Raw genomic sequence first — 25,836 nt, 5'->3', positions numbered from 1 at the left:
GGACATGATTACTGAACTTGGACATTTCGCGCTGATTCTGGCCTTTGGCATTGCCATTGTGCAGATGGTCATTCCGATGATTGGCGCCCACCGCAATAACCTCAGTTGGATGGGGGTTGCTGAACCTGCGGCTCTCGCACAGTTTTTGCTGGTCGCTTATTCCTTTGGCGCGCTGACTTGGGCCTTTGTAACCTCTGATTTCTCGCTGCAGCTGGTCTACGCCAATTCGCATACTGATAAACCGATGATCTATAAAATCAGCGGTGTGTGGGGCAACCACGAAGGGTCGATGCTGCTTTGGCTGATGATCCTCGCACTATTTGGCGCAAGCGCGGCCGTATTTGGCGGCAATCTGCCCGCACGTCTGCGTGCGCGCGTTTTAGCGGTGCAAGGTTCTATCGGCGTTGCGTTTTTCGCGTTCATCTTGTTTACGTCGAACCCTTTCTTGCGTCTTGCGGTACCGCCACTGAATGGGCGAGACCTGAACCCGTTGCTCCAAGATCCCGGTCTCGCGTTTCATCCGCCATTCCTTTATCTAGGTTACGTCGGGCTAAGCATGGCGTTTTCCTTTGCGGTCGCAGCCTTGATCGAGGGTAAAGTTGACGCTGCATGGGCGCGCTGGGTGCGCCCTTGGACGCTGGCGGCATGGGTGTTTCTAACAATTGGCATCGCGCTGGGGTCTTGGTGGGCCTATTACGAATTGGGCTGGGGCGGTTTTTGGTTCTGGGACCCGGTCGAAAACGCGTCCTTTATGCCTTGGCTGATCGCCGCCGCTTTGCTGCATTCCGCCATTGTCGTTGAAAAACGCGAGGCGCTGAAAAGCTGGACGGTTTTGCTAGCCATTCTTGCGTTTGGGTTTTCGCTATTGGGGGCATTTATCGTGCGGTCCGGCGTGCTGACATCGGTGCATGCTTTTGCGACAGACTCCGAACGTGGCGTCTTGATTTTGATTATTCTCGCGGTGTTCTTGGGCGGCGCGCTGACCCTATTCGCGGCCCGCGCAAGTGCGCTGGAATCCAAAGGCGTCTTTAGTGCAGTCAGCCGTGAAAGCGCATTGGTCTTGAATAACGTGCTTCTGGCGGTCTCTTGCTTTGTGGTCTTTATCGGAACGATCTGGCCGCTTGTTGCGGAAATGCTGTTCGGGCGCACGCTTTCGGTCGGCCCGCCGTTTTTTGAAGCTGCATTCACACCCTTTATGGTCGCCTTGGCCATTGTTCTGCCTGTCGGATCGATCCTTGCGTGGAAACGCGGGAATGTGTCGCGGGCGATCAAATCGATGGTGCCTTGGATGATTTTGTCAATCGCGGTTGGCGCATTGGCCTATGCAATTCAAACGGAACGCACGGCCTTGGGGCCGATAGGCGTGATTTTGGGTGTCTGGGTCGTTGGCGGATCTATTGCGGATCTATGGATGCGCAGCGGGCGCGGCAGCATCAAGGCGCGGCTTGGCCGGGTCACGCGGTTGCCTCGTGCGGATTGGGGTAAGGCTTTTGCGCATATGGGGATGGGCGTCACAGTCTTTGGCATTGCCGCGATGATGGCCTGGGAGATTGAGGATATTCGCGTGGCCGAGGTTGGCGACCGCTGGGACGTTGGGCAATTCAGCTTTACACTGAATGAGGTGCGCCAAGTTGATGGACCTAACTACGTGACCACCATGGCAGATATGAGCATCTGGCGTGGTGATAAGCAGTTGGGCACGCTGAGCCCTGAAAAACGGTTCTACCCTGTCGCAAAAATGCCCACGACAGAGGCAGACATTCGCAATGGCGTTCTGCGTGATATCTATGTCGTGATTGGTGATCCGCAGGTGAATGGCGGCTATGCTGTGCGTGTTTACGTCAAACCCTTTGCCAATTGGATTTGGGGCGGCGTGATCTTGATGGCTTTGGGGGGCTTTATCTCCTTGTCTGACCGTCGTTTGCGGATCGGCGCGGCGGCGGCGAAACCAAAACAGATGGTGGCGGCGGAATGAAACGCTTGGTCCTCATGCTGTGCCTATTGGCGGCACCCGCTTTCGCGGTCGAACCTGATGAAATTCTGGACGATCCAGTGTTAGAAGCGCGGGCCCGTGAATTGTCGCAAGGGTTGCGTTGCCCGGTCTGCCAAAATGAATCCATCGATGAATCGCACGCCCCGGTCGCCCAAGAATTGCGCGTGGTATTGCGTGAACGGCTTGTTGCAGGGGATACTGATGCGCAGGTCGTTGACTACATGGTGTTCCGCTATGGCGAATACGTATTGCTGCGCCCCAATGCGCAGGGGGCGAACCTTATCCTTTGGCTGGCGGCCCCATTGATGCTGCTTCTGGCGCTTGGCGTCGGCTGGGTTACAATTCGGCGCAAGTCTGAAGTTGCAGCACCGCTGAGCGCGGATGAAGAAGCGGCGTTGGAAGAAATCCTGAAACAGTGACGCCCCGTCGTGCTTTGCACGGTTAGCTAAGGCGTTAGGGTGGCGGCTACGCAGCCCAAGGATACGCAGATGGACTATCAAGAAATTACCTATGACATCACCGACAACGTGGCCACGATTACGCTGAACCGTCCGGAGGTGATGAACGCGCTGAACACGCGCATCCGGCTTGAGATCGCAGATGCGTTCAAACACGCACAAGACAATGCGCGGGTCGCGGTGATGACAGGGGCAGGGGTATCGTTCTGCTCTGGGCAAGATCTTGCGGATGCAGCCGAGGATGGCAAAGTCGATATGGAAGCCACGTTGCGCGATGAATACGTGCCGATGCTGAAATCCATTTTTGATTGTAAAATCCCAACAATCTGCGCGGTGAATGGGCCCGCGGCGGGGGCCGGGGCAAACCTTGCGCTTGCGGCGGATGTGGTGATTGCATCCGAGGATGCGTATTTCGTACAGGCGTTTACGCGCATTGGATTGATCCCCGATGCAGGCGGCACCTATTGGTTGCCGCGTCAAATCGGTGCGGCGCGTGCGATGGGGGCCGCCTTGTTTGCTGATAAGATCAGCGCAACACAGGCCCGCGACTGGGGCATGATTTATGAAACGGTGCCAGCAGCTGAATTCCCGGATTACGTCAAAGCACGGGCGCTGCAACTCGCGACCGGGCCAACCGTGGCTTACGCACAGCTAAAGACCGCGATCCGTGGTTCGTCTGAAAATACACTGGACGACCAATTGGCGCTTGAGGCAAAACTCCAAGCGATTTGCGGCGAGACCCATGACTTCTACGAGGGTGTCGCCGCATTCATGCAAAAACGCGCACCAAATTACAAAGGGCGCTGAACAGCCGCTAACACGGCAAGCGCCTCGGCGGGTGGTGCCTGTTCAATGCGGCGGTAGATTTTGCCGTCCTTGGTGCGTGTCACAAGGCGGTGGTCAATCAGTGACCGCCGCAACAGCACATGATCGCCAAAGCTGTGACCCGCTTTCAGCACTTCGTTCACCTGTTTCTCTGCTAAATCTTGATTTGCAGGCAGGTGTGCCCAAAACACCCAAAGACAAAGCCCTTGCACCACCGTTTGTTTTGGCCAGCGCGTCATCATCCCATGATCGAAGGCGCGCAAGGCACGTTCAACACTCCGTGGCGGTTTTGCTGTGGCCGGGGCGGGGGCATCCGCCTTGAGCTGTTGGTAATTCTCATAGCCAGCGGCCTTGGCCACCAGCGAGAGCATCCGCGCGTGGTTTGGAAAATCTTCTTGCTGTTGCAAGGCGACGCGCAAGGATTTGGTAAATGCAGAAAGGTCGTTGATCGTGATCTGTTGTAATTGGCGTGGCATATCGCGCCCCTGAAATCTGTACCGGCACCGCACGCGGTGTGATGGTCGCCCTTATCATCCGGCTGATTGCAGCGGATCTTCATATGCCAATGTCAGGTTTAGCGAGGTCCGGGATGGACTGGCGACGCCTTGGTGAACTGATGACCAGTGTTAGGTTAATGCAGGTTCTTTGGGCGTGGCAAGTCTAAATATACACTGTCTGACCAGACATCATTGATACAAAGGGTGTTTTTGGCTGTGTGGGTCTCTACGAAACCAAGCCGACGCAGCAACCCGACGGATGCCACATTCAGCGGGTCGGCTTCCGCCGTTAATGCGGGGTGCATGGTGGTATCAAACAGATATGGGATTACGGCTTGCATGGCTTCAAACACATAACCTTTGCGCCAGTGATCCGGATGCAAAATGAACCCAACCTCACTACCGCGATAATTCCCGACATTTCCGATGTAGGTGCCATCCAATGTCATTTGGAAATAGGCTGGGTTTTCTTCCCATGAAGCTATCGTGCGCTCGAGTAAGGTTTTGGTTGCAGAGCGATCTGCATGTGGGGCGGTCGACCAATATTTCATGTCGCGCAGATCGCTATAGAGTGCATACATCGCATCCAGATCGGATGGGCGCGGTTCACGAAGCACAAGGCGGTCAGTTTTGAGCGTCACGGATTAACCTATGATATTTTGCGAGGGGCTGTGGGGTTCATAAGAAAAAGGCCACCCGAAGGTGGCCCAATTTTTAGCGCTTTTCGATGTCGATATAGTCGCGGTGTGTCTCGCCAAGGTAAAGCTGGCGAGGGCGACCGATTTTCAACTGTGGATCGGCAAGCTGTTCTTTCCACTGAGAAATCCAACCGACGGTGCGGGCCATCGCAAAGATTGGCGTGAACATCGATGTTGGGAAACCCATCGCCTCGAGGATGATACCCGAGTAGAAATCAACGTTCGGGAACAGTTTCTTATCTGCGAAATACGGATCAGCAAGCGCTTGCTTTTCAAGCTCCATCGCGACCTGCAACAGTGGGTTGTCTTCGACGCCGAGCAGTTCAAGAACTTCGTCCGCAGACTGTTTCATCACAGTCGCGCGCGGGTCAAAGTTTTTGTAAACGCGGTGGCCAAAGCCCATCAGGCGGTAGCTGTCGTTTTTGTCTTTTGCGCGGGCAATGAATTCAGGGATACGGTCGACTGAGCCGATTTCTTTGAGCATTTCAAGGCAGGCTTGGTTGGCGCCACCGTGGGCAGGGCCCCAAAGACACGCAATACCAGCCGCAATACACGCGAACGGGTTAGCACCCGAAGATGATGCCAAACGCACGGTCGATGTCGATGCGTTTTGCTCGTGATCAGCGTGCAGCGTAAAGATGCGGTCCATCGCGCGTGCCAAAACGGGGTTCACGTGGTATTCTTCTGCGGGGACAGAGAAACACATGTGCAAGAAGTTTGACGCGTAATCCAAATCATTGCGCGGATATACAAACGGCTGGCCGATCGAATATTTGTAAGCCATAGCCGCAATCGTTGGCATCTTTGCGACCAAACGGATTGACGCAACTTCGCGTTGATGATGATCGTTGATATCCGTTGAATCGTGGTAAAATGCGGACATCGCACCCACAACACCAACCATCGTTGCCATTGGGTGTGCGTCGCGGCGGAACCCACGGAAGAAGTTGTGCATCTGTTCGTGGATCATCGTGTGATTGGTCACGAGACGCTCAAACTTCTCCAGCTCAGCCGCCGAAGGAAGTTCACCATAAAGCAGCAAATAACAAACTTCGAGGTAATGTGATTGACCAGCAAGTTGATCGATTGGGTATCCGCGGTGCAGCAACACACCTTCGTCACCGTCGATGAATGTGATTGTGCTGTCGCAAGCTGATGTTGACGTAAAACCGGGGTCATAGGTGAACACGTTCGCTTGGGCATATAGCTTGCGAATATCGACAACGTCAGGGCCTGCCGTAGGGGAGTGGATCGGCAACTCGTAAGTTTCGCCCTTAATCGTTAGTTTTGCGGTATCTGTATTTTCAGCCATATATCTTCCCCTTTATGCCGCGCAACGCAGGTGTTGCCGGCGCATCTTTGTTCGTCGGTGTTCCAGCTAGCAGCCAATCGTAACGAATTAGTTTCAGTCGCTGGCGTCTTGTATCCGCGCAATTGTTTCCGCTTGCCCCAAGACCAACATCATATCGAACACACTTGGTGAAACCGCACGCCCAGCCAGCGCCGCACGTAGCGGCCCTGCAAGTTTGCCTAGTTTCGTTTCATGAGCTTCGGCAAGCGACGCGACGATCCCTTCTAAGGTGTCACGCGTCCAGCTAGCATTTTGCAGCTGCGGCGTCAATTCCGACAGTATACCACGGGATACATCGTCGAGCAGGTTTTGCGCTTTCTCATCCCGATCAATGGGGTGGTTTACCAATAAAAATCGCGCTTTTTCAAGAAGATCAGGCATGGTCTTTGCGCGTTCTTTGAGGCAATGCATTGCACGTAAAAAACGATCATTTTGTTGGTCTGTCAGGGCATCTTCCCCAACGGAAACCAAGTATTTTTGCAGTTCTTGCAGCAGTGCAGCATCGTCGGATCCCGCAATATGTTGGCCGCAAATATTCGTGAGCTTTTTGGTGTCAAACCGGGCGGGTGATTTCCCAATTCCGTTCAGATCAAACCATTCGCGCGCCTGCGCGTCGGTAAAGAATTCATCATCGCCATGGCTCCAGCCGAGGCGAGTCAAATAATTGCGCATGCCCGCAGCCGGGTAGCCCATCTGCTGGTATTCGGCCGCACCCGTCGCGCCGTGGCGTTTGGACAGTTTTTTGCCATCAGGGCCAAAGATCAACGGAATATGGGCCAGAACGGGTTTAGCCCAGCCCATGGCGTCGTAAATGAGGTTCTGGCGGAAGGCATTCGCAAGGTGATCATCGCCGCGGATCACATGGGTCACGCCCATATCATGGTCATCAACAACGACGGCCAGCATATATACAGGCGAACCATCCGAGCGCAGCAAGATCATATCATCAAGCTGATCATTCGCCCATGTGACGTCGCCTTGGACCTCATCATGCAGGGTTGTCTTGCCGTCGCGTGGGGCCTTAAGACGGATCACAAAGGGCAGGTCCGGGTGATCAGCGGCTGCCACATCGCGCCAAGGTGATTGGAACAGCGTTGATTGCTTGGTCGCACGCGCCGTTTCGCGGAAGGCTTCGATTTCATCTTGCGTGCTAAAACACTTATACGCGTGCCCATCTGCCAGCATCTGCTGCGCGACTTCGACGTGACGCGGTGCGTTTTCCGCTTGGCTCACAGGATCGCCATCCCAATCAAGTCCAAGCCAGCTGAGCCCGTCGAGAATAGCCTGCTTATTTTCATCTGTTGATCGGGTCTTGTCGGTGTCTTCAATCCGCAACACGAATTTTCCGCCGCGCCCACGGGCATAAAGCCAGTTAAACAGGGCCGTGCGCGCGCCGCCGATATGCAGGGCGCCAGTGGGTGAAGGGGCAAAACGAGTGACAACGGACATGGGGAATTAACCTTTCGCTAACCAGCATTCCGGTAGGGTCCCGGATGGGGCGGGGATACAAAACTGTGGGGTAAAGAACAAGTGCGCGCAGCTCTGCAAGACACGCTATTGGCGCAACGCGGTGGCTTGATCGGTTGGGTGCCTGTGTGCCTTGCGATTGGAATCGGGGCATATTTTTCATTGCCAGAGGAACCCGGTCGCGACGTTGTGGGTGCCGTTTGGGCGATTGCGGCAGCTTTGTTTGTGTGTGCGCGCTGGATAACGCCCGCAATTGCGCCCTTTGCAATCGGTATCGCGCTTGTGCTTGCAGGGGGCGGGGTTGCCCAGTGGCGCACAGGGGCGGTCGCCGAACCCGTGCTTGGCTTTCGCTATTACGGCCCTATCCAAGGGCGGGTCGTCAATATCGATCGATCTGCCAGCGATGCGCCGCGTCTGACGCTGGATCAGGTGGTGCTTTCGCGTATGTCTCCGGCGCGTACGCCTGCACGGGTACGGGTTTCGGTACATGGTGATCAAGTGGTCACCACTTACAAAGCCGGTGAAACGCTCGTTCTAACCGGGCATCTTTCGCCGCCTGCGGGGCCAGCAGAACCCGGCGGCTTTGATTTTCAGCGGCATGCGTGGTTTTTGGGACTCGGGGCTGTCGGGTACACGCGCACACCCGTCTTGCGGCTTTATGCGCCGGATCAAGGATCATTGCAGATGCGCATTTTTGCGATCCGCATGCAGCTTTCCAGCTTTGTGCAAACCGCGATCCCGGGCGATCCCGGGGCTTTTGCAGCGGCGATCATGACGGGGGACCGGTCTGCGATGCGCCAAGAAACATTGGCTGATTTACGGGCGGCGAACCTTGCGCATCTTTTGGCAATCTCGGGATTGCATATGGGGCTGCTGACCGGGTTTATCTTCGCGCTGATCCGATATGGGTTGGCGTTAAGCGCGACTATTTCACTGCGGTTTCATACGAAAAAGATCGCCGCGATCTGCGCTTTGATCGTTGGGGCGTTTTATCTGGCGCTTTCTGGCGGCAATGTCGCAACCGAGCGTGCATTTATCATGGTCGCTGTGATGTTGGTGGCGGTGCTTTTGGACAGGCGCGCATTGACGTTACGTGCAGTGGCAATCGCAGCAATCATTGTGTTGCTTTGGCAGCCCGAAGCATTGATGGGCCCCGGGTTTCAAATGTCATTCGCGGCGACCACAGCGCTTGTTGCGGTCTTTGGCTGGCTGCGTCAGTTTGATATGTCCGGCTGGCCCAAATGGGTACGCGGCGTGTTTTCGGTCGTGATTTCATCATTTGTGGCGGGGCTTGCCACCGCGCCGTTTGCTGCCGCCCATTTTAACCAAATCGCGCACTTCGGGCTGATCGCAAATTTGGCGAGCGTTCCATTGATGGGCGTGTTGGTGATGCCCGCTGCGGTTATGGCGATTTGTCTCGCGCCAGCTGGATTATCTTGGATTGGCTTTACCGTGATGGCCTGGGGTTTGCAGTGGATTTTGTGGGTCGCACAGACGGTGTCAGGCTGGGATGGCGCTGTTGGACATGTCATTGCACCAAGCAGTGGGGTGGTGCCGCTGCTTGCATTGGGTTTGTTGTGGATCATCCTTTGGCAGGGGCGCGGCCGCGCGATTGGCATCGTTCCGGTTGTTGTGTCTTTCCTGCTTTGGGGGCAGGCAACCCGACCGACACTTTTAGTGGCGGACAATGCGGCGATGATCGGGGTCATGGGGTCAGAAGGGCGGGCGCTGTCCAAATCCAAGGGAAGCAGTTTTATCGCCCAAATTTGGCTCGAAAACGATGGCGGGCCCGCGCCGCAGGAAATGGCTGCCAGTCGTCCTGGCTATACGCGCGACGGGCGTATAGTGCGCGCGCATGTCGGGGAATGGCAGGTTTTGCAGGTGACTGGGAAAACTGCACTTGCCGCACTACATGGTTGTGGCGGCGCAGATGTCCTCATTAGCAACCAAGAGGATGTCTCCGGGCGCCCCTGTATCACTTTCGATATCAACCGGTTGCGGCAAACAGGGGCGCTTGCCTTTGATCTTTCGGATGCGGGGGATTTGCGCCTGACGACGGCCCAAGGCGTGGTAGGTAATCGCCTATGGAACGCGAACGCTGATGCCGCGCCCACGTCAGAGATCTTGCTACATGCGCCCTAGTACGTGCGGATCAACCCAACCAACCGGCCTTGGACCTTCACCTGATCATCGCGGAACACACGGGTTTCATAGGCGGGGTTGGCTGCTTCAAGCGCGATGGCACTGCCATTACGACGGAACCGTTTAAGCGTGGCTTCGTGGCCCTCAACAAGGGCCACAACAATGTCGCCATTATCCGCAACAGTTGTTTCACGGATCACCACGACATCACCGTCGTTAATGCCCGCGTCGATCATCGAATCGCCTTTGACTTCAAGCGCATAGTGATCACCGGCACCGATCATGGATTGCGGCACCGACACATTATGCGACACTTGGCTAATCGCCTCAATCGGGACGCCGGCTGCAATCCGACCCATCACAGGCAATTCAACCGCGCCATTGTCGATCGACATGGCGGCAGGCGGCGTGCTGTCGGGTTTGTCACCGTCAATCACACGTGGGGTAAACCCAGATTTACTTTGCATTGCATCGGGTAGCTTCACAATTTCAAGCGCGCGTGCACGGTGGGCAAGCCGCCGGATGAATCCACGTTCTTCAAGCGCCGTGATCAAGCGGTGAATCCCGGATTTAGACCTTAAATCCAGTGCTTCTTTCATTTCATCAAAACTGGGTGGGACACCATCACGCTGAATTCGGGTGTTAATAAAGGCTAAAAGATCGAGCTGTTTTTTCGTAAGCATGACTTATCCCCAAGTAGGTTTTGCATATGTTCTATTCATGTTCTTGTTTTGTGTCAACCTGTGCGCGGTTTACAGCGGGATAATCTGAATTTTGTCGCCAGCAGCGCGGGCTGGATCGTTGATCGGCCGTATGGCTAGGCAATTAGCGTCGGCCAAAACAGTGAGTAGCGCGGAATCCTGTCGCTCAAATACGGTCACTCCATCCGGGCCAAGACGCGCACGGGTGTAATGTTCGCGCGACCCGTTTGGACCAACCTGTGCCGCTAGAACAGCGCTTTGGCGCGGCGCAGGCGTGGGGTCTTGCCCCAACATATGGCGGATAACAGGTGCGAGAAACACATGGCCGCAGACCATCGCAGACACTGGGTTGCCCGGTAGGCCGATCATCACCGCAGTGCCCATGCGCCCAGCCATCAAGGGTTTGCCGGGGCGCATCGCGATCTTATAGAACGCCTGCTGCATGCCTTTTGATTGCGCGACTTGCCCCACCAAATCATGATCGCCGACCGAGGCCCCGCCTATTGTCACGATCAGATCGGCATCACCCGCGAGATCAAATGCCAATTCAAGCGCTGGGATATTATCACGCGCAATCGGCAGCAGGCGCGGGTGTGCGCCAAGGCTTTGCACCAATGCGGCCAGTCCAAAACTGTTGGATGCGATGATCTGATCGGGGTCGGGGGTCTCGCCGGGTTGCACCAATTCATCGCCCGTCGCGATAATCGCAACAACGGGGCGGCGGCTGACGGGGACTTGCGCGATATTCATTGAGGCAAGCAAGGCAATATCCGCAGCGGATAAGACACGGGGCGCTTTGATCTGATCGCCGATCCGAAAATCAGCGCCTGCGGGGCGGACGTAGGGTTTGGTTTCTAAATCGGACCCGAGTGTAATCATGTCGCCAGCGCGGGTGACATCCTCTTGGATCACCACATGATCCGCCCCCGCAGGCAACGGGGCCCCTGTGAAAATCCGGGCCGCTTCGCCTGGTTTCACCGCCGTGGCAAGCGCATGCCCTGCAGCCGCCTCACCAATCACCTGTAACACAATGCCGGGGCGAACATCCGCACGGCACACCGCATAGCCATCCATCGCCGAAGCAGCAAAGGGCGGCTGATCGCGTGTCGCGGTAACATCCCGCGCCAAATTGCGGCCAAACGCTCGTGTCAGTGGAACCGTTTCAACGGCCAAAGGCGCGCTGAGCGCAAAGAGGTGATCAAGGGCTGCATCGACGGTGATCATGGGGTGACATCATTCAATTGTGCGGTTTCCCAGTCAGCATAGGTTTCTTGCGTCGTGAAGTGTACCCATGACGTACGCCTATTCGCCGAACATCCTAATACGACCGCCGCTGCAGATGGTGGGCTGGAAAATGCGTAATCTTGTGTGAAAATCGCGGTATCATCCGTCCCAGCGATCGTGCCGTTTGCGACAAGTTATCACGAAGTTTCGAATATCTTGCTTTGCTAGTACGTTCGCCGACCCACGTTGCGCGCACAGATGAACCTGCTTGCACAATCACCTCACCACCTTGCGCAATCGCAAAGGCATGCAGGCCGCGACGTGGCACTATACATTCAAATTTGGGTGCGCAGAACATGGCCGGTCCAGTTGAACACTTCAGCGGTTAGCATCCCATCGGCACGCCCATCGACAAAGAAAAGTTCAAGTGAGCGCCCTGCCTTCGTCATGGGTTTTCAAACCGCCCCGATTTGCCTCCGTCTTTCAACGTGACGCGGATGCCGCCGATTTCCATGTCTTTTTGCACCGCTTTCACCATGTCATAGACGGTCAATGCGGCTGTGCTCGCAGCGGTTAGCGCCTCCATCTCGACGCCCGTTTGCCCACCCGTTTTGACGGTGGCCGTAATGCGGATGCCGGGCAAGCTTTCATCGGGGGTCAGGTCGAGAGCGACTTTGGTGATCGGCAACGGGTGACACAATGGGATCAGATCAGCGGTCTTTTTGGCAGCCATGATACCCGCGATCCGGGCGATACCTAAAACGTCGCCTTTGTCCGCGCGGCCTTCAACAATCAGCGCCAAGGTCGTCGCGGTCATTTTAATGAACGCCTCTGCCACGGCCACGCGTGCAGTGACGGGTTTATCCGACACATCGACCATATGCGCCCTACCGTCGGCATCAAAGTGGCTAAGGCCCGTCATCACATGCCACCGATTGCGGGGTTCGCAAGTAATGTGCGGGTCGCGGTCGCCACGTCACCTTGACGCATCAAGCTTTCGCCGATCAAAAACGTGCGCGCACCGTAGCGGGCCATATCCGCAAGTTCCTCGGGCGTGTTTAACCCGCTTTCGCATACAATTGTACGATCCGCAGGGACCAGTTTCGATAGGGTGCGTGTGGTATCAAGCGTGGTTTCAAAGGTCTTGAGGTTACGGTTATTGATCCCCATCAGCGGTGATTTAAGCAAGCTTGCGCGTTCTAATTCAGCAGCGTCATGGACCTCTAGCAACACATCCATGTCCCATTCAAATGCTGCGGCCTCAAGCTCTTGGGCTTGCGCATCTGATACAGAGGCCAAGATGATTAAAATGCAATCGGCGTGCAGCGCGCGGGCTTCGGCGACTTGGTAAGTGTCATACATAAAATCTTTGCGCAGCGCGGGCAGGTCAACGGCGCTGCGTGCAGCGGTCAGATAGCTGTCATCGCCTTGAAAGGATGGGCCATCGGTGAGGACGGACAAGCAAGTCGCGCCGCCCGCTTGATACGCCTCAGCCAACGCGGGCGGGTGAAAGTCTTCGCGGATCAACCCTTTGGACGGGCTTGCTTTTTTAATCTCGGCGATCAGCCCATAACCTTCGCGCGCGGCCTCTGCCAGACGGTCGGCGAACCCACGTGTCGGCGGCGCGTCTTTGGCACGTGCCTCAATCTCTGACAGGGGCACCGCTTCTTTGCAGGCCGCGACATGCGCGAGCTTATAAGTTTTGATCTTTTCGAGAATATCGGTCATGGGTCCGCCCAATTTATTGGCTCTTGCCCCTGTTCAATAAGCCACTGGTTCACCTTTGAAAATGGGCGCGACCCGAAAAAACCACGGTGACATGATAATGGCGACGGGTGCGCCGAGGTTAAGATCAGATTTCCGGGGGCGATATGTTTGGCGTAGGCCTGCGCCGGGCCACCCCAAAGGATAAAGGCGCGTGGGGTATCATCCAGCCGTTTGATCACCTCAAGAACCAGTTGCGACCAGCCTAATTTTGCGTGGGCTCTGGGTTTTCCGGGCTGCACGGTCAGCGCGGTATTGAGCAAAAGCACGCCTTGATCGGCCCAATCGGAAAGGCCGGTCTTGCTGCGTAGCTGCCCAAGATCGCTATCTATCTCTTTGAAAATATTGCCAAGACTATCAAGGCGTCCTCCAAAATCATCAGGGATCGAAAACGCCAGCCCATCCGCTTTGCTGGGTGTATGGTAAGGGTCTTGGCCGATGATGACGACTCGGGTCGCATCTGGTTGACAGCGTTCTAGGGCCGCAAATGTCAGCATTGGCGGCGGGAGAATATCCGTGTCCAACTGCGCCGCAATCGCCGGGAGATTGTCATCAAAAAACGCCAGATCGCGCCACGCACCCAATCGCCCCAGATCAAACATCAGGCCGATGTGATCCGTGCGAGCGTTTCGACAGCGTGCTTGGCTTTGCCGCTGTCGATAGTGTCGCGCGCGATCTCTACGCCTTCGGGAAGCGTGGCAGCCTTGTCAGCCACGACTAGCGCTGCGGCAGCGTTCAGCAACACCGCATCGCGGTAAGCGCCCGTCGCACCATCCAATAGTGCGCGCATCGCTGCTGCGTTTTCTTCTGGGGTGCCACCAATAATGTCGCGGAAATCATGCACGGGCAGCCCGGCATCTTCGGGGTGGATTTCGCGTGATATGATGGTGCCATCCTCAAGGGCTGCGACCGCTGTTGGCCCGCAAATCGTGATCTCATCTGTGCCATCGCTTCCATGCACAAGCCATGCTTTCTCAGTCCCAAGCTGTTGCAGGGTCTCCGCCATTGGATGGATCAGATCGACAGCAAACGCGCCCGTTAGTTGGCGTTTGACGCCCGCCGGATTTGTAAGCGGTCCCAAGATGTTAAAGATCGTTTTGCAACCCAACTCAAGCCGCACAGGCCCAACATGCTTCATTGCCGGATGGTGCATTGGGGCCATCATGAAACCAATCCCAGCCTCTGCAATGGCGCGTTCAACAATCTCTGGCGTGGCCATGACGTTGATCCCGAGCGCGGATTGCACATCCGCCGTGCCAGATTTGGACGACAGGTTACGGTTACCGTGTTTGGCGACAGGTACACCTGCACCCGCCACAACAAAGGCCGTTGCAGTCGAAATATTCAACGTGTGTTTGCCGTCACCGCCCGTGCCGACGATATCCATCGCACCTTCGGGGGCTTTGACGGGCACACAATGCGCGCGCATCACAGCGGCGGCTGCGGCGTATTCGGAAACGGATTCGCCGCGTGAGCGTAGGGCCATCAAAAAGCCGCCCGTTTGGGCCGGAGTGGCGTCGCCTTTAAATAAGATTTCAAAAGCCTCTTGCGCCTGTGCGCGCGACAATGGCCCTTCAGAAGCTGCGTAAATCAGCGGTTTCATTGCATCGCTCATGCGGGCACCTTTGCCATCTCAAGAAAATTATTCAGCAATTTATGCCCATGTTCAGACTTGATGCTTTCAGGGTGGAATTGCACGCCGTGGATCGGCAGGGTTTTGTGCTGCAAACCCATGATCGTGCCATCTTCCAACTCTGCGGTGATTTCTAAGCAATCGGGCAGGGTGGCGCGTTCAACGATCAGCGAATGATAGCGGGTGGCTTCAAACGGGCTAGGCAGGCCTTTGAACAGGCCAACGCCCTTGTGCTTCATCGCACCCATTTTACCATGCACGATTTCATGGCACCGCACGACATTGCCGCCAAAGGCCTCACCAATGGCTTGGTGGCCCAAGCAGACACCCATCAACGGAATTTTTGCTTCGGCTGCCGCATGTACAAGGGCCAGACAAATGCCCGCCTGGGCGGGGTCGCAGGGGCCGGGAGAGAGCATAATCGCATCGGGTCGCGTCGCCATTGCTTCTTGGGTATCAAGCGCATCATTGCGCTTCACAACGACGTCCGCCCCGAGCTCACCCAGATAGTGAACGAGGTTATAGGTGAAGCTATCGTAGTTATCTATCAGCAAAAGCATGACAAAATCCCGTTTTGGTCGTATTTAGGGGTACCGCCGCCCTAAAGGGTCACGGTATAATCAATTTCATACATGGGCCGACACGCGGGGCAGCGTCAAGGTCGTACGGCGCGATTTTGCGCGACTGAATAAGGTGAATTGACGATGGCGGGCATTCTACGAGGCAGCATTTGGGCGCTTTGGCTTGGTGGTACGGCTGTAAGTATCGCGTCTCTTGTTGCTGAGCAGCCAGCGGGAAACGCTCCGCCGCAAATGCCTCTGGTGGCCGCACCTGAAACAGTGGCGCCCGTCAGCCTCGAAGACGAAGCCACACCGCCAGCGGTTGCGCGTGAATTTGCCGTAAATGCGCCCCGCGTATCAGCACCGGAAGCAGAAATCATTGCCCCCGCGGCTGATACGGAACCGGCCGTACCGCCGCAAACCTTGGAACTGGAAGCGATTCAGGACGACCCCGCGGTCGCTGACGAATCAACTGCTGTAGCCACGCTGGAAGAACCCGCGCTTGAGACCACGACCGTGGCACAGCCAGAGATTCCAATGACCGAAGAGGAAGCGGTGATCGCAACGCAATCTGCGCCTCCCCGCGCCGAGGTCTCCGAGACTGACGCGCCGACCGTCGCAGGAATCGCCGAAGATGCGTTGGTCGCGAATGCACCTGACGTTGTCGAAGCGCCAGCCGCACCTGTGGTGCCCGCAGAAGATACCCAATCAATTGCGGTGCTCGTACCCGAAGAAACGCCAGAAGAAACGGTCCCACAGGTTGCCGAAATTGCTGAGCCAGAGCCCGCTCCTGAACCCGAAAGCATTGCACCGGCAATTCCGCTAGAGGAACCAATCGTCGAGGCGCAAACCCCAGCGCCTGTGATCGTCTCCGAGGCGCCGGAAACCCCGGCTGTACCTGAGCTGGCGCAAGCAGAACCGGAAACGACCGAACCCGCAGAGCCCGCGCCCCAAGCGAATACTGGTCGCGTTTTGCGTTTGGGAGTTTCGTCTGAGAGCAACGCGCAGGATCGCGATATCGCAGCAGAGGATGACCTATCACAGGGGGACCTAGCAGAAACGGCGTTGCAGCGTTTTGGGACTGCCTTTGAAAATCCGAATGAAGTGCCGCTACTTTCCGTTTTGCTGATTGATAGTGGTGCAAATGCGGATATGGCGACGCAAATTGCGGAACTGGGCTTGCCCGTGACGGTCGTGCTACACGCGCTTGACCCGCAAGCACATGACCGGGCCATGGCGTATCAATCCGCCGGGGTCGAAGTTGCGGTGCAGGTGTCATTGCCTGCCGGTGCGGTGCCAACAGATATTGAGGTCGCGTTCGAAGCGGTCTTTGGCTTGATACCAGAAGCCGCGATTCTCTTTGCGGATGAGAGCAGTGTTTTGCGCAATAACCGGGCAGCGACAGCGCAGGTGATGCAGGTGCTTGCGGCTGATGGGCGTGGGCTGATTACTGCGCAGCGCGGGTTGAACACAGCGCAACAAGCCGCAACAGAGGCAGGTGTGCCCGCCGCCGCGATTATGCGAGAGCTTGACGGCGCGGGTGAAGATGAAGCTGCGATCAAACGCCGGCTTGATCAGGCAGCGTTACGCGCGCGTCAAACTGGAAACGCTGTGTTGCTTGGGCGGGTACAAGACACAACGCTTGCGGCGCTCGCGGATTGGTCCGGCGGTGTCAATCAACAGCAATTGGCGCTCGCGCCGGTATCAGCGGTGCTGCTCGACGTGATGCCATAGGTCTTGGGGTAGGGTGGATCTTGATCCACCTATGCATTTGGGTCAATTGCCACCGGGTTTAAACATCGTGGCATCGGCAGCCGCTTTGCGGATTGCATTCGATTTATGCACGGTTTCTTGGTACTCGGCTTCTGGATCACTGTCATAGACAACACCGCCGCCCGCTTGGATATAGAGCTTTTCATCTTGTAGTACGGCTGTACGCAGCGCGATGCACATATCCATATCGCCATTGGCGCTGAAATAGCCGCAGCCGCCACCATAAACACCGCGCTTTTCGGGCTCCAGCTCGTCGATGATTTCCATCGCGCGGACTTTGGGTGCGCCGGATACCGTGCCGGCAGGCATCCCTGCAAAGAATGCGGATAGCGCGTCTTGGTCATCGGCCAATTCACCGACAACGTTCGATACGATATGCATCACATGGCTATAGCGTTCGATGATAAACTCTTCGGTGGGTTTCACAGTGCCGATTTTGCTGACCTTGCCAGTGTCGTTCCGACCCAGATCCAGCAGCATCAAATGCTCGGCCAGTTCTTTTTGATCGGCCAGCAAATCCAACTCATTTGCTTTATCTTCTGCCGGGGTTGCGCCACGTGGGCGGGTGCCTGCGATGGGGCGAATAGTCACCTCGTTGCCGAATACGCGTACCAGAATTTCAGGGCTGGCTCCGATGACTTGGAACCCTCCGAAGTTAAAAAAGAACATAAACGGTGACGGGTTCGTGCGCCGCAAGCTGCGATAAAGCGCAAAGGGCGGCTCACGGAAATCTTGGGTCCAGCGTTGTGACGGGACGACCTGAAAAATATCGCCGGCACGGATATACTCTTTGGCGGTTTCAACGGCTTCAAGATAGGCGCTGTGGCTGAAATTCGATTGTGGTGGGCTGACGGGGGCCGGATCGGCCAGTGCGCGGCCATCGCCGGGGGTGGGGCGTTCTAGCGCACGCTGCGCATCCATAACCCGTTCAGCCGCTTGCGCATAGGCTGCGCGCGCATTCAGGTCGGAATTCACATAGGCGGGGGACACAAGGATCACATCGCCCTTCACCCCATCCAACACGGCCACCACAGAGGGGCGCAGCATCACCGCATCCGGCAGGCCCAACGGATCAGGGTTCACATCGGGCAAGTGTTCGACCAAACGGATCATGTCATAACCCAAATACCCAAATAGCCCGGCCGAGGCAGCAGGCAGATCATCTGGCAGTGCAATCCGCGATTCTGCGATCAAGGCGCGCAGCGCTGTTAGCGGATCACCTTCCATCGGTTGAAAATCAGCGTCGTCGAAGCGCGCATTGCGGTTCACGCGCGACGTGGTGCCGCGACATTCCCATGCCAAATCGGGGTTCATGCCGATGATAGAATAGCGGCCACGGACTTCGCCGCCTGTTACGCTTTCAAGCATAAAGGCGTTTTTGCCTGCGCCCGACAGTTTGAGCATTAAGGACACAGGCGTGTCCAGATCTGCTGCAATACGGGTATAAACAACCTGATTTTCGCCCGCATCATATGCGCGGGCGAAGCTATCGTAATCGGGTAAAAGCGACATGGTGACCTACTGGAACTGGGCGTTGACCGCGTCCACGGTAGCCTGATTGATATTCACGTCTGTGTCTTCTTGCAGCGCAGTTGCATAGGCCGCAAAGATGTCTTGCGCGATGGCTTGGCTTGCGTTCTGCGCGATGCTGTCGATTTGTGCCGCTGTCAGTTCATCTGTTGTTTCGGGTGCGGCAATCGCATCAAGCCGCAAAATTACGGCGCGGTCGCCCGCGTCTAGTACGGTGACATCACCCACCGCACTTTCAAACAGAGTTTCGTTGAATGTGGCTGGCGTGCCTTCAACAAAACCGGTGCGGGTCAGGTTTTCGATGATCTCTGGGACCAAACCGACCGTATCGAACCCGGTCAGCGGTTGGATGTCCGCAGCCAAAGTTTCTGCAAGCGCAAGCACTGCGTCTTGCTGAATTTTATCTTCGGCGCCTTGTTCGGCATCGGCGCGGACATCATCCAACGGCTGCACAGTCGGCGGGGTAATTCCGTCAAGGCGCAGTGCAAAGACACCGCCATCGGCCAAATCAATCAGCTCAGCAAAGGCACCTTCCTGTGCCGCCGCAGCCGCGTCGCGGAAATTGTCGTAGGCTGCGATACCTTCTGCGATATCGGCTGTCCAATTGATGGTGCCAAGTTGCAGATCTGTGCGTTCGGCCAAATCTTCGAGCGTGGCCCCACCCGCGACAAGATCAAGGATCACGTCTGTGCTGTCGGAAATCACGCTGCGCGCGGCATCCGCGGCCAATTCATCGCGCAGTTGCGGTGTGGCTTCTTCTAGCGAAGTTTCCTGTGCCGTCAAAACCGCGTTCATTCGGAAAATTGCAGGCCCAAGCGGTGAATTGAACGGGCCAACCACATCGCCCGCGACTGCCGCAAAGACCGCTTCACCTGCGGCGCGCAGCTCTTCTTGGTCAACATCGCCCATATCGACATCGTTCAATGTCAGACCGCGTTCTGCCACCAATTCGTCAAATGTGATTTCACCGGCGTCAAGGCGCGTGCGGGCTTCATCTGCTTTGGCCGCATCAAGATAGACCAAACGCTCAACCAACCGGCGTTCGGGCTGTATAAATTCTGCGATCCGGTCTTGGTACAGTTGTTCAATGGCGGTGTCGGTGACCTCCATCTGGTCTTGGATCATGTCGGGTGTGATCCAGACATAAGTAATGTCGCGGGTTTCAGGCAGGGTAAATTCTGCTGGGTTTGCGTCGTAATAGGCTTGGATTTCCGCATCCGTTGCGCCGGGCAGGGGTTCTTCAAGCATATCGGCGCTAACCACAGCCCATGTGGCGCTGCGTTCTTCGCCAATAAAGCCAATCAGGGTTTCGCCAAACACATCCATTGTCGGCACGCCGCTCACAACGGCACCTTGCAGCAATGTGCGCGACATCTCATCGCGCAGGCTGGTCTCAAAAGCAGCTTCGGATTGGCCGGATTGTTGCAGCGACAGGCGGTAGCTTTCCGCGTTAAACCCGTTTCCCGCTTGGAAGGCAGGGATCGCTTTGAGCTGATCAAAAACGCGTTCGTCACCAACGGACAGCCCAAGCTGGGTTGCCTCATTGTCAAGGGTTCGGTTGAGGATCACAGATTGTAAGGCCTGACGGTCGATGCCCAAACCAACGGCTTGTTGGAAAGTGATTTGAGCCCCAAATTGTTGGGAGATCGCTGAAATCTGTTGGTTGAGCTCGGTCTGATAAGCGTTGATCGGCACATCTTTGTCGCCCACAGTGCCAAGGCTGCTGATATTGCCGGTGAACCCGCCAGAGCCAAAACCCGCCATGCCAACAAGCACGACACCAACGATGATCAATGGACCAACCCGATTTTTCTTTTTGTCTGACATGGTTCTTGCGTGCTCCGCCCTTATGTGGGGCATGAATACGGCCCCACGCAGGTGGGTGCAAGGGTCAGTAAGACAGGTTTGACAGCCTATTGAACAAGGTTTCAACACCTGCGCGGTCAATATTGGCAAATGCGACACGAATTTGGGTTTCGCCACCGGGCAGATCATCGGGCATGAACATCGTGCCAGGCAGCACAAGCACGCCCGCGTCACGTACCAAAAGCGGGGCAAGATCAGCCGAAGACATCGCAAACGGGTGTTTAAGATAGGCAAAATACGCACCACAGCCCAACAGTTCCCAGCCCTTTGCCGCCATCGGTGCAAAATTATCAGTGATCGCGGCGCGCCGATCTAAAATTTCGAGCCGCTCGCCCGCAAGCCATGCGTCAAGATTTTGCATCCCCCAAAGTGCCGCGTGTTGGCCCAATTGATTGGGACAAATTGCGACGGTATCAAGAAATTTTTCAACCTCAGCCAATCGTTTCGCATTTGCAACAATGGCGCCGACGCGGTGGCCGGTCAGGCGAAAGGCTTTGGAAAAGGAATAAAGCTGGATCAATGTGTCGTCCCAATTTGGATCGACAAACAGATCATGGGGCGCGCCACTGCGGCTATCGAAGTCGCGGTAGGTTTCATCGACGATTAGGGCGATCCCGTGTTTGCGGGCCAGTTCCAGAAAGGCACGCAATGTTGCAGCCGGATATTCGACGCCACAAGGATTGTTCGGGGACACAAGCGCGATTGCGCGGGTGCGCGAGGTGATCAACGCAGCCGCTGCGTCCGCATCAGGGATCATGCCCGGACCGGTTTGCAAAGCGACAGTTTTCACGCCTGACATATCCAACCACATACGGTGGTTAAAATAATATGGGACGGGGATAATGATTTCGTCTTCTTCGGCGCATAGCGTGGTAATCGCGGCTGCGAAGGCTTGGTTGCAGCCCGATGTAATCGCAACCTGATCGGCAGCGACGGTCCCAGCATAGGCAGTGCACCAGCGGGTCGCAATTTCCGCGCGCAGTTCTGGCAGGCCAAGGACCGGCCCATAAAGATGCGCGTCAGGATTATTGAGCACCACTTGCGCCATCGCTTCGCGCAAGGGGGCCGGGGGCGGATCAACCGGTGCGGCTTGGCTGACATTTAGCAGCGGCCGGTCGGCTGGGTGGGTTACCCCATCAAGCCAGCGGCGGGCCTCCATCACGGGCGGAAAAAATGTCGTCGCGGTGCGGGGTCGTGTCATGGTCTGATCCAATTGAGCGGCTTCGCCGCAAGTCAAATTCGATTGGTCTGCGCAGCGGGCCTAATCAGTCCCACGGTAGGGTTCGACATATTGCAGCGCCATATCCCAAGGAAAGAAGATCCACGTGTCTTGGCTGACTTCGGTGATAAAGGTGTCAACCTGTGGACGCCCCTTTGGTTTCGCGTAGACCGTTGCGAAATGCGCGTTTGGGTACATCTCGCGCACCAGTTCAAGCGTTTTGCCGCTGTCGACCAAATCGTCGATGATCAAAATACCGGTGCCGTCGCCCATCAGTTCGGCGTCGGGTGCTTTCAGGACTTTCGCCTCTGAACGATCTTGGTGGTCGTAGCTTTTGACGCTGATGGTATCGATTGTACGGATATCCAATTCGCGCGCCGCAATCATGGCCGGGGCCATACCGCCACGTGTAATCGCTACAATGGCTTTCCACGCCCCATCATCGGGCCCTTTGCCATCAAGACGCCATGCTAACGCCCGACTGTCGCGGTGGATTTGATCCCAGCTGATGTGAAACCCTTTTTCATGCGGCAGGCGTGTGTCGGTCATCGTTACTTTCCTTATGGAGGCGGCTATGTGGCTGCGATCTTGACACCAAGTAGGGCCAAGGTCGCGCCAAAAGCGCGATCAATGATGGATTTGAGGTTTATGTAGCCTTGGCGTGATCTTTCAAGCGAAAATACCCGTGCAACCAAGATGTTCCAAATTGTTTCATTGGCCAAAACGATCAAAAGGATTGCAGTATAAGTCCAAAGACTGGTGCCCGCAGGAACTGTGCCCACGAAAATTGCACTAAAAAGAACGGCGGGTTTTGGATTCGCAAGCTGTGTCGTGATACCAAGGCGCAACGCAGATACTGCACTGCGTGGTGGCGCATAATGCGCGCGCGTATCAAGGGGCCGATCTGCGGCCTGCCAAAGATGCCAGGCCATCCAGATCAGATAGGCGCCGCCGCAGATTTTTAGGGAGACGAGCAATGCGGGCGCGGTCTGAAGCACAAACGACAACCCGCAAAGTGCCAAGAGCGCCCAAATCACCCCGCCGATCCCGATTCCTACTGCGAGCATCGCGCCCGTGCGCATACCTTCGACGACACCTGTACGTGCAGACATCACAACGGCGGGGCCGGGGCTGATCGCGGCCAGCGCGTGCAAAAGCCAAATTGTGCCGAAGGCTGCGAACGTCATAGTTAATCCTTCGAAATGTCGGGCGCGTCGACCGCTTTCATGCCAACGACATGGTAGCCGGCGTCGACATGCAAGACTTCTCCGGTTACGGCGCTCCCCAAATCAGACAGGAGATAGAGTGCCGATTTGCCGACTTCTTCTTGGGTCACGGTACGACGCAGTGGCGAGTTATACTCGTTCCACTTCATGATGAGCCGAAAATCGCCGATACCAGATGCGGCCAAAGTCTTGATCGTACCAGCACTGATTGCGTTCACGCGGATGTTGTCTTTGCCCAGATCTTCGGCAAGGTAACGCACCGATGCTTCCAGCGCGGCTTTGGCGACGCCCATGACATTGTAGTGCGGCATGACTTTTTCTGCGCCATAATATGTGAGCGTCAGGCAAGACCCGCCATCATTCATCATCTTTTCTGCGCGGTTCACGACGGCTGTGAACGAATAAACCGAGATATCCATCGACATGAGGAAGTTGTCGCGGCTGGTATCAACATAGCGCCCGCGCAGTTCATTTTTATCTGAAAAGCCAATGGCATGTACGACGAAATCAAGTTTACCCCAGCGCGCTTCAAGTTCGGAAAACAGTGTGTCGATAGATCCTTCGTCGCTAACATCGCAGGGCAAAACGATGTCGGATCCAACCGATGCAGCCAGTGGATCAACCCGTTTTTTCAGCGCGTCACCTTGATAAGAAAAGGCAAGTTCAGCCCCCGCATCGGCGCAGGATTTTGCGATCCCCCACGCGATGGATTTGTCGTTGGCAAGGCCCATAATAAGCCCGCGTTTGCCCTTCATCAGCTGTGACGTCATCGCTGTAGTTCCTTCGGCTGCATAATTATTAAGTTCACTTCGTTTAGGGGATTGTACCGATGGCAGCAAGCTTTTGAGGAAACGAGCTAAAGTGGTTGCGCGTTTATCGGATTGTCCCTAATCCTAACGAAGTAATTTTTGGAGCGTGTTTCGACATGGTAGACAGGGGCGGAATCTTTGCGGGCGAAGACCCGTTTTTTATTGCACGTCAATGGCTTGATACTGCACGCGCGAGCGAACCGAGCGACCCGAATGCGATTGCTCTCGCGAGCGTTGATGCAACAGGTTTACCTAACGTCCGTATGGTCTTGCTTAAGGAGATTGAGCCGGCTGCATTTGTGTTTTACACCAACTATGAAAGCCGCAAAGCACAAGAGATTGAGCAGGCAGGCAAAGCAGCGTTTGTTATGCACTGGAAGTCGCTCGCGCGGCAGATTAGGGTGCGTGGAACGGTTGTTCGCGAGGACGGCGAAATTGCTGACGCATACTATAAGTCACGGTCGCTCAAAAGTCGGCTAGGGGCTTGGGCATCGCGTCAGTCGCAACCATTGTCATCACGCACTGCGTTGATGGCACAGGTCGCAAAAGTTACTGCGCAACAGGGGGCGGATCCGGGGCGACCGCCATTTTGGGGCGGTTTTCGGATTGTGCCACTTGAGATCGAATTTTGGTCTGATGGCGCATTTAGGTTGCATGACCGGTTTCGCTGGTCGCGTAAAACGGTTAAGGAGCCGTGGAACATCGAAAGATTATGCCCATAGATTTTGGGCTGAATGAAATGTATGGTTAAAGCTAGTTTGGTATTTGGTTGCGATCGGGACAAAAATTGAGAATGAACAGGGGCGACGTTAGTTGTGCCTGAGGGGAAGACGAATGGAAACGCAGGGCACAACGGACCAGCAACGCGTCATCGGATTGGTAAAGTGGTTTGACCCTGCAAAGGGATTCGGCTTTGTTGTGTCTGATCAAGGCGGGTCAGATATTTTGCTGCACGCCAATGTGTTGCGCAACTTTGGGCAGGGGTCCGTTGTTGACGGGTCGGTGATCGAGATCGCAGTGCAAGATACGCAACGTGGGCTGCAAGCGACCGAGGTGTTATCGATCACGCCGCCAGAGATGGACGCCGCAGTGCCGCTCAAAGACATGGAAGAATTTTCGCCCGAAGACATTGCACTGCGTGCAATTGAACCTGCGCGCGTGAAATGGTTCGACAAGGCCAAAGGATTTGGCTTCGCGAATATTTTTGGCAATGACGATGATGTCTTTATCCACATCGAGGTATTGCGCCGATCAGGCCTATCCGATCTTCAATCAGGCGAGGCGATCGGGCTGCGGCTCGTTGATGGTGAACGTGGCCGGATGGCAATAGAAGTTGTCGGCTGGGAAGTTGCGGCCCGGTGAAAGCTTCGCTTGCCGTTATTGGATTCGTTTTCTGCGCCCAAGCTGCATCGGCGGCCTGTTCGCCTGATCGTGTGACCGTAAGTGGCGATTGGGGGCAGGCGCATTTTCACGTCACAGTCGCTGACGACAACGCGGAACGCGCCCAAGGCCTCATGTTTGTTGAACAGATGCCCATTATGACGGGCATGTTGTTTGTCTATGAACATCCCCAAAGCGTTAGCTTTTGGATGCGCAACACGTTGATTCCCCTGGATATGCTATTTGTCGCCCCAGACGGCGAAATTCTCAAAATTCATGAAAATGCGATTCCTTTGGATCGCACACCGATTCCCGGTGGCGACGATGTGCAGATGGTTCTTGAGATAAATGGCGGCCTTGCGGCGCGTCTAGGTATCGATATTGGCGATGTTTTGCAGCATCCCAGCTTTGGCGCACAAGCAATTTTGCCTTGTGATGAAAAGAGTGACGATTAGGTCTTTTCAAATCAGTTCACCGCGTTTAGAGAAAGCGCAGTCGGGGCGTAGCGCAGCCTGGTAGCGCATCTGTTTTGGGAACAGAGGGTCGGGAGTTCGAATCTCTCCGCCCCGACCACTAAGTCCAAATTGGACCTGAACGCCGGATCGCCGTTAGGCTGTCCGGCGGTTCCATTTTTGCCCCAAATTTGTTCACTGTATTGATCCGCATCGGGTGGTTCCGCGGGATATGCTTCATCTGATCTGTGAAGAATTTTAACTAAGT

At 55.8% G+C, this 25,836-nt stretch carries 26 protein-coding genes, 1 tRNA gene and 1 pseudogene; 10 read left to right on the top strand and 18 right to left on the bottom strand.

Features of this window, described 5'->3' with window-relative positions; genetic code table 11:
• Window positions 1-4: 4 nt before the first annotated feature.
• From DS901_RS05785 to DS901_RS05775, 3 genes are all read left to right on the top strand, one after another.
• Window positions 5-1,975, top strand: coding sequence for a heme lyase CcmF/NrfE family subunit (locus DS901_RS05785; protein ID WP_113775985.1), 1,971 nt, complete (start codon window positions 5-7; stop codon window positions 1,973-1,975).
• Window positions 1,972-2,412, top strand: a complete 441-nt coding sequence (locus DS901_RS05780; protein ID WP_113775984.1) for a cytochrome c-type biogenesis protein — start codon at window positions 1,972-1,974, stop codon at window positions 2,410-2,412. Before DS901_RS05785 ends, DS901_RS05780 begins: the two co-directional genes overlap by 4 nt.
• 69 nt (window positions 2,413-2,481) lie before the next feature.
• Window positions 2,482-3,258: an enoyl-CoA hydratase-related protein gene (locus tag DS901_RS05775; RefSeq protein ID WP_113775983.1), complete on the top strand. Its 777-nt coding sequence runs from the start codon at window positions 2,482-2,484 to the stop codon at window positions 3,256-3,258.
• Here the strand turns inward: DS901_RS05775 and DS901_RS05770 are convergent.
• Window positions 3,243-3,752 (bottom strand): DUF2087 domain-containing protein, encoded by a 510-nt coding sequence (locus DS901_RS05770; protein WP_113775982.1) that lies wholly within the window; start codon window positions 3,750-3,752, stop codon window positions 3,243-3,245. The genes DS901_RS05775 and DS901_RS05770 overlap by 16 nt on opposite strands.
• On the opposite strand from DS901_RS05770, the gene DS901_RS18680 reads away from it, so the two are divergent.
• Window positions 3,746-3,940: a hypothetical protein gene (locus tag DS901_RS18680; RefSeq protein WP_181820783.1), complete on the top strand. Its 195-nt coding sequence runs from the start codon at window positions 3,746-3,748 to the stop codon at window positions 3,938-3,940. The genes DS901_RS05770 and DS901_RS18680 overlap by 7 nt on opposite strands.
• Here DS901_RS18680 and DS901_RS05765 read toward each other — a convergent pair.
• From DS901_RS05765 to gltX, 3 genes are all read right to left on the bottom strand, one after another.
• A complete protein-coding gene (locus DS901_RS05765; RefSeq protein ID WP_113775981.1) occupies window positions 3,908-4,414 on the bottom strand; it encodes a GNAT family N-acetyltransferase in 507 nt (168 codons plus the stop codon). The genes DS901_RS18680 and DS901_RS05765 overlap by 33 nt on opposite strands.
• A gap of 73 nt (window positions 4,415-4,487) precedes the next feature.
• The gene (gltA, locus tag DS901_RS05760) at window positions 4,488-5,783 is read right to left on the bottom strand and encodes a citrate synthase (protein WP_113775980.1); all 1,296 of its coding nucleotides are present in this window, start codon (window positions 5,781-5,783) and stop codon (window positions 4,488-4,490) included.
• A 93-nt stretch (window positions 5,784-5,876) separates the two neighbouring features.
• Window positions 5,877-7,271: a glutamate--tRNA ligase gene (gene gltX / locus DS901_RS05755; RefSeq protein ID WP_113775979.1), complete on the bottom strand. Its 1,395-nt coding sequence runs from the start codon at window positions 7,269-7,271 to the stop codon at window positions 5,877-5,879.
• 81 nt (window positions 7,272-7,352) lie between these two features.
• Between gltX and DS901_RS05750 the strand changes: the two genes are divergently transcribed.
• Complete coding sequence (locus DS901_RS05750) at window positions 7,353-9,431, top strand: ComEC/Rec2 family competence protein (protein WP_113775978.1); 2,079 nt, start codon at window positions 7,353-7,355, stop codon at window positions 9,429-9,431.
• On the opposite strand, the gene lexA is transcribed toward DS901_RS05750, so the two are convergent.
• From lexA to DS901_RS05705, 8 genes and pseudogenes are all read right to left on the bottom strand, one after another.
• Window positions 9,428-10,114 carry a transcriptional repressor LexA gene (gene lexA / locus DS901_RS05745; RefSeq protein ID WP_113775977.1) on the bottom strand — a complete coding sequence of 229 codons (687 nt, stop codon included), beginning with the start codon at window positions 10,112-10,114 and terminating at the stop codon, window positions 9,428-9,430. The genes DS901_RS05750 and lexA overlap by 4 nt on opposite strands.
• A gap of 69 nt (window positions 10,115-10,183) precedes the next feature.
• Entirely contained in the window at window positions 10,184-11,356 is a 1,173-nt protein-coding gene (locus DS901_RS05740) for a molybdopterin molybdotransferase MoeA (protein ID WP_113775976.1), read from the bottom strand.
• Window positions 11,353-11,538 (bottom strand): annotated as a pseudogene (locus DS901_RS19120) (DUF4357 domain-containing protein); the annotation flags it as partial. The pseudogene DS901_RS19120 and the gene DS901_RS05740, both read right to left, overlap by 4 nt.
• Before the next feature lie 263 nt (window positions 11,539-11,801).
• Complete coding sequence (gene moaC / locus DS901_RS05725; protein WP_113775974.1) at window positions 11,802-12,278, bottom strand: cyclic pyranopterin monophosphate synthase MoaC; 477 nt, start codon at window positions 12,276-12,278, stop codon at window positions 11,802-11,804.
• The gene (gene trpC, locus DS901_RS05720) at window positions 12,278-13,084 is read right to left on the bottom strand and encodes an indole-3-glycerol phosphate synthase TrpC (protein ID WP_113775973.1); all 807 of its coding nucleotides are present in this window, start codon (window positions 13,082-13,084) and stop codon (window positions 12,278-12,280) included. The genes moaC and trpC overlap by 1 nt, the downstream gene beginning before the upstream one ends.
• Window positions 13,081-13,722, bottom strand: a complete 642-nt coding sequence (locus tag DS901_RS05715) for a uracil-DNA glycosylase (protein ID WP_113775972.1) — start codon at window positions 13,720-13,722, stop codon at window positions 13,081-13,083. Before DS901_RS05715 ends, trpC begins: the two co-directional genes overlap by 4 nt.
• Window positions 13,722-14,735 carry an anthranilate phosphoribosyltransferase gene (gene trpD / locus DS901_RS05710; RefSeq protein ID WP_113775971.1) on the bottom strand — a complete coding sequence of 338 codons (1,014 nt, stop codon included), beginning with the start codon at window positions 14,733-14,735 and terminating at the stop codon, window positions 13,722-13,724. The genes DS901_RS05715 and trpD overlap by 1 nt, the downstream gene beginning before the upstream one ends.
• Window positions 14,732-15,313 carry an anthranilate synthase component II gene (locus DS901_RS05705; RefSeq protein ID WP_113775970.1) on the bottom strand — a complete coding sequence of 194 codons (582 nt, stop codon included), beginning with the start codon at window positions 15,311-15,313 and terminating at the stop codon, window positions 14,732-14,734. The genes trpD and DS901_RS05705 overlap by 4 nt, the downstream gene beginning before the upstream one ends.
• Window positions 15,314-15,457: 144 nt before the next feature.
• Between DS901_RS05705 and DS901_RS05700 the strand changes: the two genes are divergently transcribed.
• Window positions 15,458-17,047, top strand: coding sequence for a divergent polysaccharide deacetylase family protein (locus tag DS901_RS05700; RefSeq protein ID WP_113775969.1), 1,590 nt, complete (start codon window positions 15,458-15,460; stop codon window positions 17,045-17,047).
• 42 nt (window positions 17,048-17,089) lie between these two features.
• On the opposite strand, the gene trpE is transcribed toward DS901_RS05700, so the two are convergent.
• The 6 genes from trpE to fabI all read right to left on the bottom strand — a co-directional run bounded on the left by trpE (window position 17,090) and on the right by fabI (window position 23,697).
• Window positions 17,090-18,598 (bottom strand): anthranilate synthase component I, encoded by a 1,509-nt coding sequence (trpE, locus tag DS901_RS05695; protein ID WP_113775968.1) that lies wholly within the window; start codon window positions 18,596-18,598, stop codon window positions 17,090-17,092.
• 6 nt (window positions 18,599-18,604) lie between these two features.
• A complete protein-coding gene (locus DS901_RS05690; protein ID WP_113775967.1) occupies window positions 18,605-20,443 on the bottom strand; it encodes a peptidylprolyl isomerase in 1,839 nt (612 codons plus the stop codon).
• Window positions 20,444-20,507: 64 nt separating this feature from the next.
• The gene (locus DS901_RS05685; protein ID WP_113775966.1) at window positions 20,508-21,683 is read right to left on the bottom strand and encodes an aminotransferase; all 1,176 of its coding nucleotides are present in this window, start codon (window positions 21,681-21,683) and stop codon (window positions 20,508-20,510) included.
• A 60-nt stretch (window positions 21,684-21,743) separates the two neighbouring features.
• The gene (gpt, locus tag DS901_RS05680) at window positions 21,744-22,250 is read right to left on the bottom strand and encodes a xanthine phosphoribosyltransferase (RefSeq protein ID WP_113775965.1); all 507 of its coding nucleotides are present in this window, start codon (window positions 22,248-22,250) and stop codon (window positions 21,744-21,746) included.
• 23 nt (window positions 22,251-22,273) lie between these two features.
• On the bottom strand, window positions 22,274-22,888 hold the full coding sequence (locus DS901_RS05675) for a LysE family translocator (RefSeq protein WP_113775964.1): 615 nt from the start codon (window positions 22,886-22,888) through the stop codon (window positions 22,274-22,276).
• 2 nt (window positions 22,889-22,890) lie between these two features.
• Window positions 22,891-23,697 carry an enoyl-ACP reductase FabI gene (gene fabI / locus DS901_RS05670; RefSeq protein WP_113775963.1) on the bottom strand — a complete coding sequence of 269 codons (807 nt, stop codon included), beginning with the start codon at window positions 23,695-23,697 and terminating at the stop codon, window positions 22,891-22,893.
• A 155-nt stretch (window positions 23,698-23,852) separates the two neighbouring features.
• Between fabI and pdxH the strand changes: the two genes are divergently transcribed.
• The 4 genes from pdxH (at window position 23,853) to DS901_RS05650 (ending at window position 25,689) form a co-directional block, all read left to right on the top strand.
• Window positions 23,853-24,458, top strand: a complete 606-nt coding sequence (gene pdxH / locus DS901_RS05665; protein WP_113775962.1) for a pyridoxamine 5'-phosphate oxidase — start codon at window positions 23,853-23,855, stop codon at window positions 24,456-24,458.
• 112 nt (window positions 24,459-24,570) lie between these two features.
• Window positions 24,571-25,098, top strand: coding sequence for a cold-shock protein (locus DS901_RS05660; RefSeq protein ID WP_113775961.1), 528 nt, complete (start codon window positions 24,571-24,573; stop codon window positions 25,096-25,098).
• The gene (locus DS901_RS05655) at window positions 25,095-25,571 is read left to right on the top strand and encodes a DUF192 domain-containing protein (protein ID WP_258546659.1); all 477 of its coding nucleotides are present in this window, start codon (window positions 25,095-25,097) and stop codon (window positions 25,569-25,571) included. Before DS901_RS05660 ends, DS901_RS05655 begins: the two co-directional genes overlap by 4 nt.
• Window positions 25,572-25,612: 41 nt before the next feature.
• Window positions 25,613-25,689: transfer RNA gene (locus DS901_RS05650), tRNA-Pro, on the top strand.
• Window positions 25,690-25,836 lie beyond the last annotated feature (147 nt).

The sequence above is a fragment of the Loktanella sp. D2R18 genome (assembly GCF_003318235.1).
In the GTDB taxonomy this organism is placed as follows: Bacteria; Pseudomonadota; Alphaproteobacteria; order Rhodobacterales; family Rhodobacteraceae; genus Yoonia.
Note: the sequence above shows the minus strand (reverse complement) of the source record. Positions and strands in the feature narration are given on the sequence as shown.

Excerpts from the sequence above, each read along its gene's own strand:
- DS901_RS05785 (WP_113775985.1), top strand. The coding sequence starts at position 5 with ATGATTACTGAACTTGGACATTTCGCGCTGATTCTGGCCTTTGGCATT.
- DS901_RS05780 (WP_113775984.1), top strand. The coding sequence starts at position 1,972 with ATGAAACGCTTGGTCCTCATGCTGTGCCTATTGGCGGCACCCGCTTTC.
- DS901_RS05775 (WP_113775983.1), top strand. The coding sequence starts at position 2,482 with ATGGACTATCAAGAAATTACCTATGACATCACCGACAACGTGGCCACG.
- DS901_RS05770 (WP_113775982.1), bottom strand. The coding sequence starts at position 3,752 with ATGCCACGCCAATTACAACAGATCACGATCAACGACCTTTCTGCATTT.
- gltA (WP_113775980.1), bottom strand. The coding sequence starts at position 5,783 with ATGGCTGAAAATACAGATACCGCAAAACTAACGATTAAGGGCGAAACT.
- gltX (WP_113775979.1), bottom strand. The coding sequence starts at position 7,271 with ATGTCCGTTGTCACTCGTTTTGCCCCTTCACCCACTGGCGCCCTGCAT.
- lexA (WP_113775977.1), bottom strand. The coding sequence starts at position 10,114 with ATGCTTACGAAAAAACAGCTCGATCTTTTAGCCTTTATTAACACCCGA.
- DS901_RS05740 (WP_113775976.1), bottom strand. The coding sequence starts at position 11,356 with ATGATCACCGTCGATGCAGCCCTTGATCACCTCTTTGCGCTCAGCGCG.
- moaC (WP_113775974.1), bottom strand. The coding sequence starts at position 12,278 with ATGACGGGCCTTAGCCACTTTGATGCCGACGGTAGGGCGCATATGGTC.
- trpC (WP_113775973.1), bottom strand. The coding sequence starts at position 13,084 with ATGACCGATATTCTCGAAAAGATCAAAACTTATAAGCTCGCGCATGTC.
- DS901_RS05715 (WP_113775972.1), bottom strand. The coding sequence starts at position 13,722 with ATGTTTGATCTGGGGCGATTGGGTGCGTGGCGCGATCTGGCGTTTTTT.
- trpD (WP_113775971.1), bottom strand. The coding sequence starts at position 14,735 with ATGAGCGATGCAATGAAACCGCTGATTTACGCAGCTTCTGAAGGGCCA.
- DS901_RS05705 (WP_113775970.1), bottom strand. The coding sequence starts at position 15,313 with ATGCTTTTGCTGATAGATAACTACGATAGCTTCACCTATAACCTCGTT.
- DS901_RS05700 (WP_113775969.1), top strand. The coding sequence starts at position 15,458 with ATGGCGGGCATTCTACGAGGCAGCATTTGGGCGCTTTGGCTTGGTGGT.
- trpE (WP_113775968.1), bottom strand. The coding sequence starts at position 18,598 with ATGTCGCTTTTACCCGATTACGATAGCTTCGCCCGCGCATATGATGCG.
- DS901_RS05690 (WP_113775967.1), bottom strand. The coding sequence starts at position 20,443 with ATGTCAGACAAAAAGAAAAATCGGGTTGGTCCATTGATCATCGTTGGT.
- DS901_RS05685 (WP_113775966.1), bottom strand. The coding sequence starts at position 21,683 with ATGACACGACCCCGCACCGCGACGACATTTTTTCCGCCCGTGATGGAG.
- gpt (WP_113775965.1), bottom strand. The coding sequence starts at position 22,250 with ATGACCGACACACGCCTGCCGCATGAAAAAGGGTTTCACATCAGCTGG.
- DS901_RS05675 (WP_113775964.1), bottom strand. The coding sequence starts at position 22,888 with ATGACGTTCGCAGCCTTCGGCACAATTTGGCTTTTGCACGCGCTGGCC.
- fabI (WP_113775963.1), bottom strand. The coding sequence starts at position 23,697 with ATGACGTCACAGCTGATGAAGGGCAAACGCGGGCTTATTATGGGCCTT.
- pdxH (WP_113775962.1), top strand. The coding sequence starts at position 23,853 with ATGGTAGACAGGGGCGGAATCTTTGCGGGCGAAGACCCGTTTTTTATT.
- DS901_RS05660 (WP_113775961.1), top strand. The coding sequence starts at position 24,571 with ATGGAAACGCAGGGCACAACGGACCAGCAACGCGTCATCGGATTGGTA.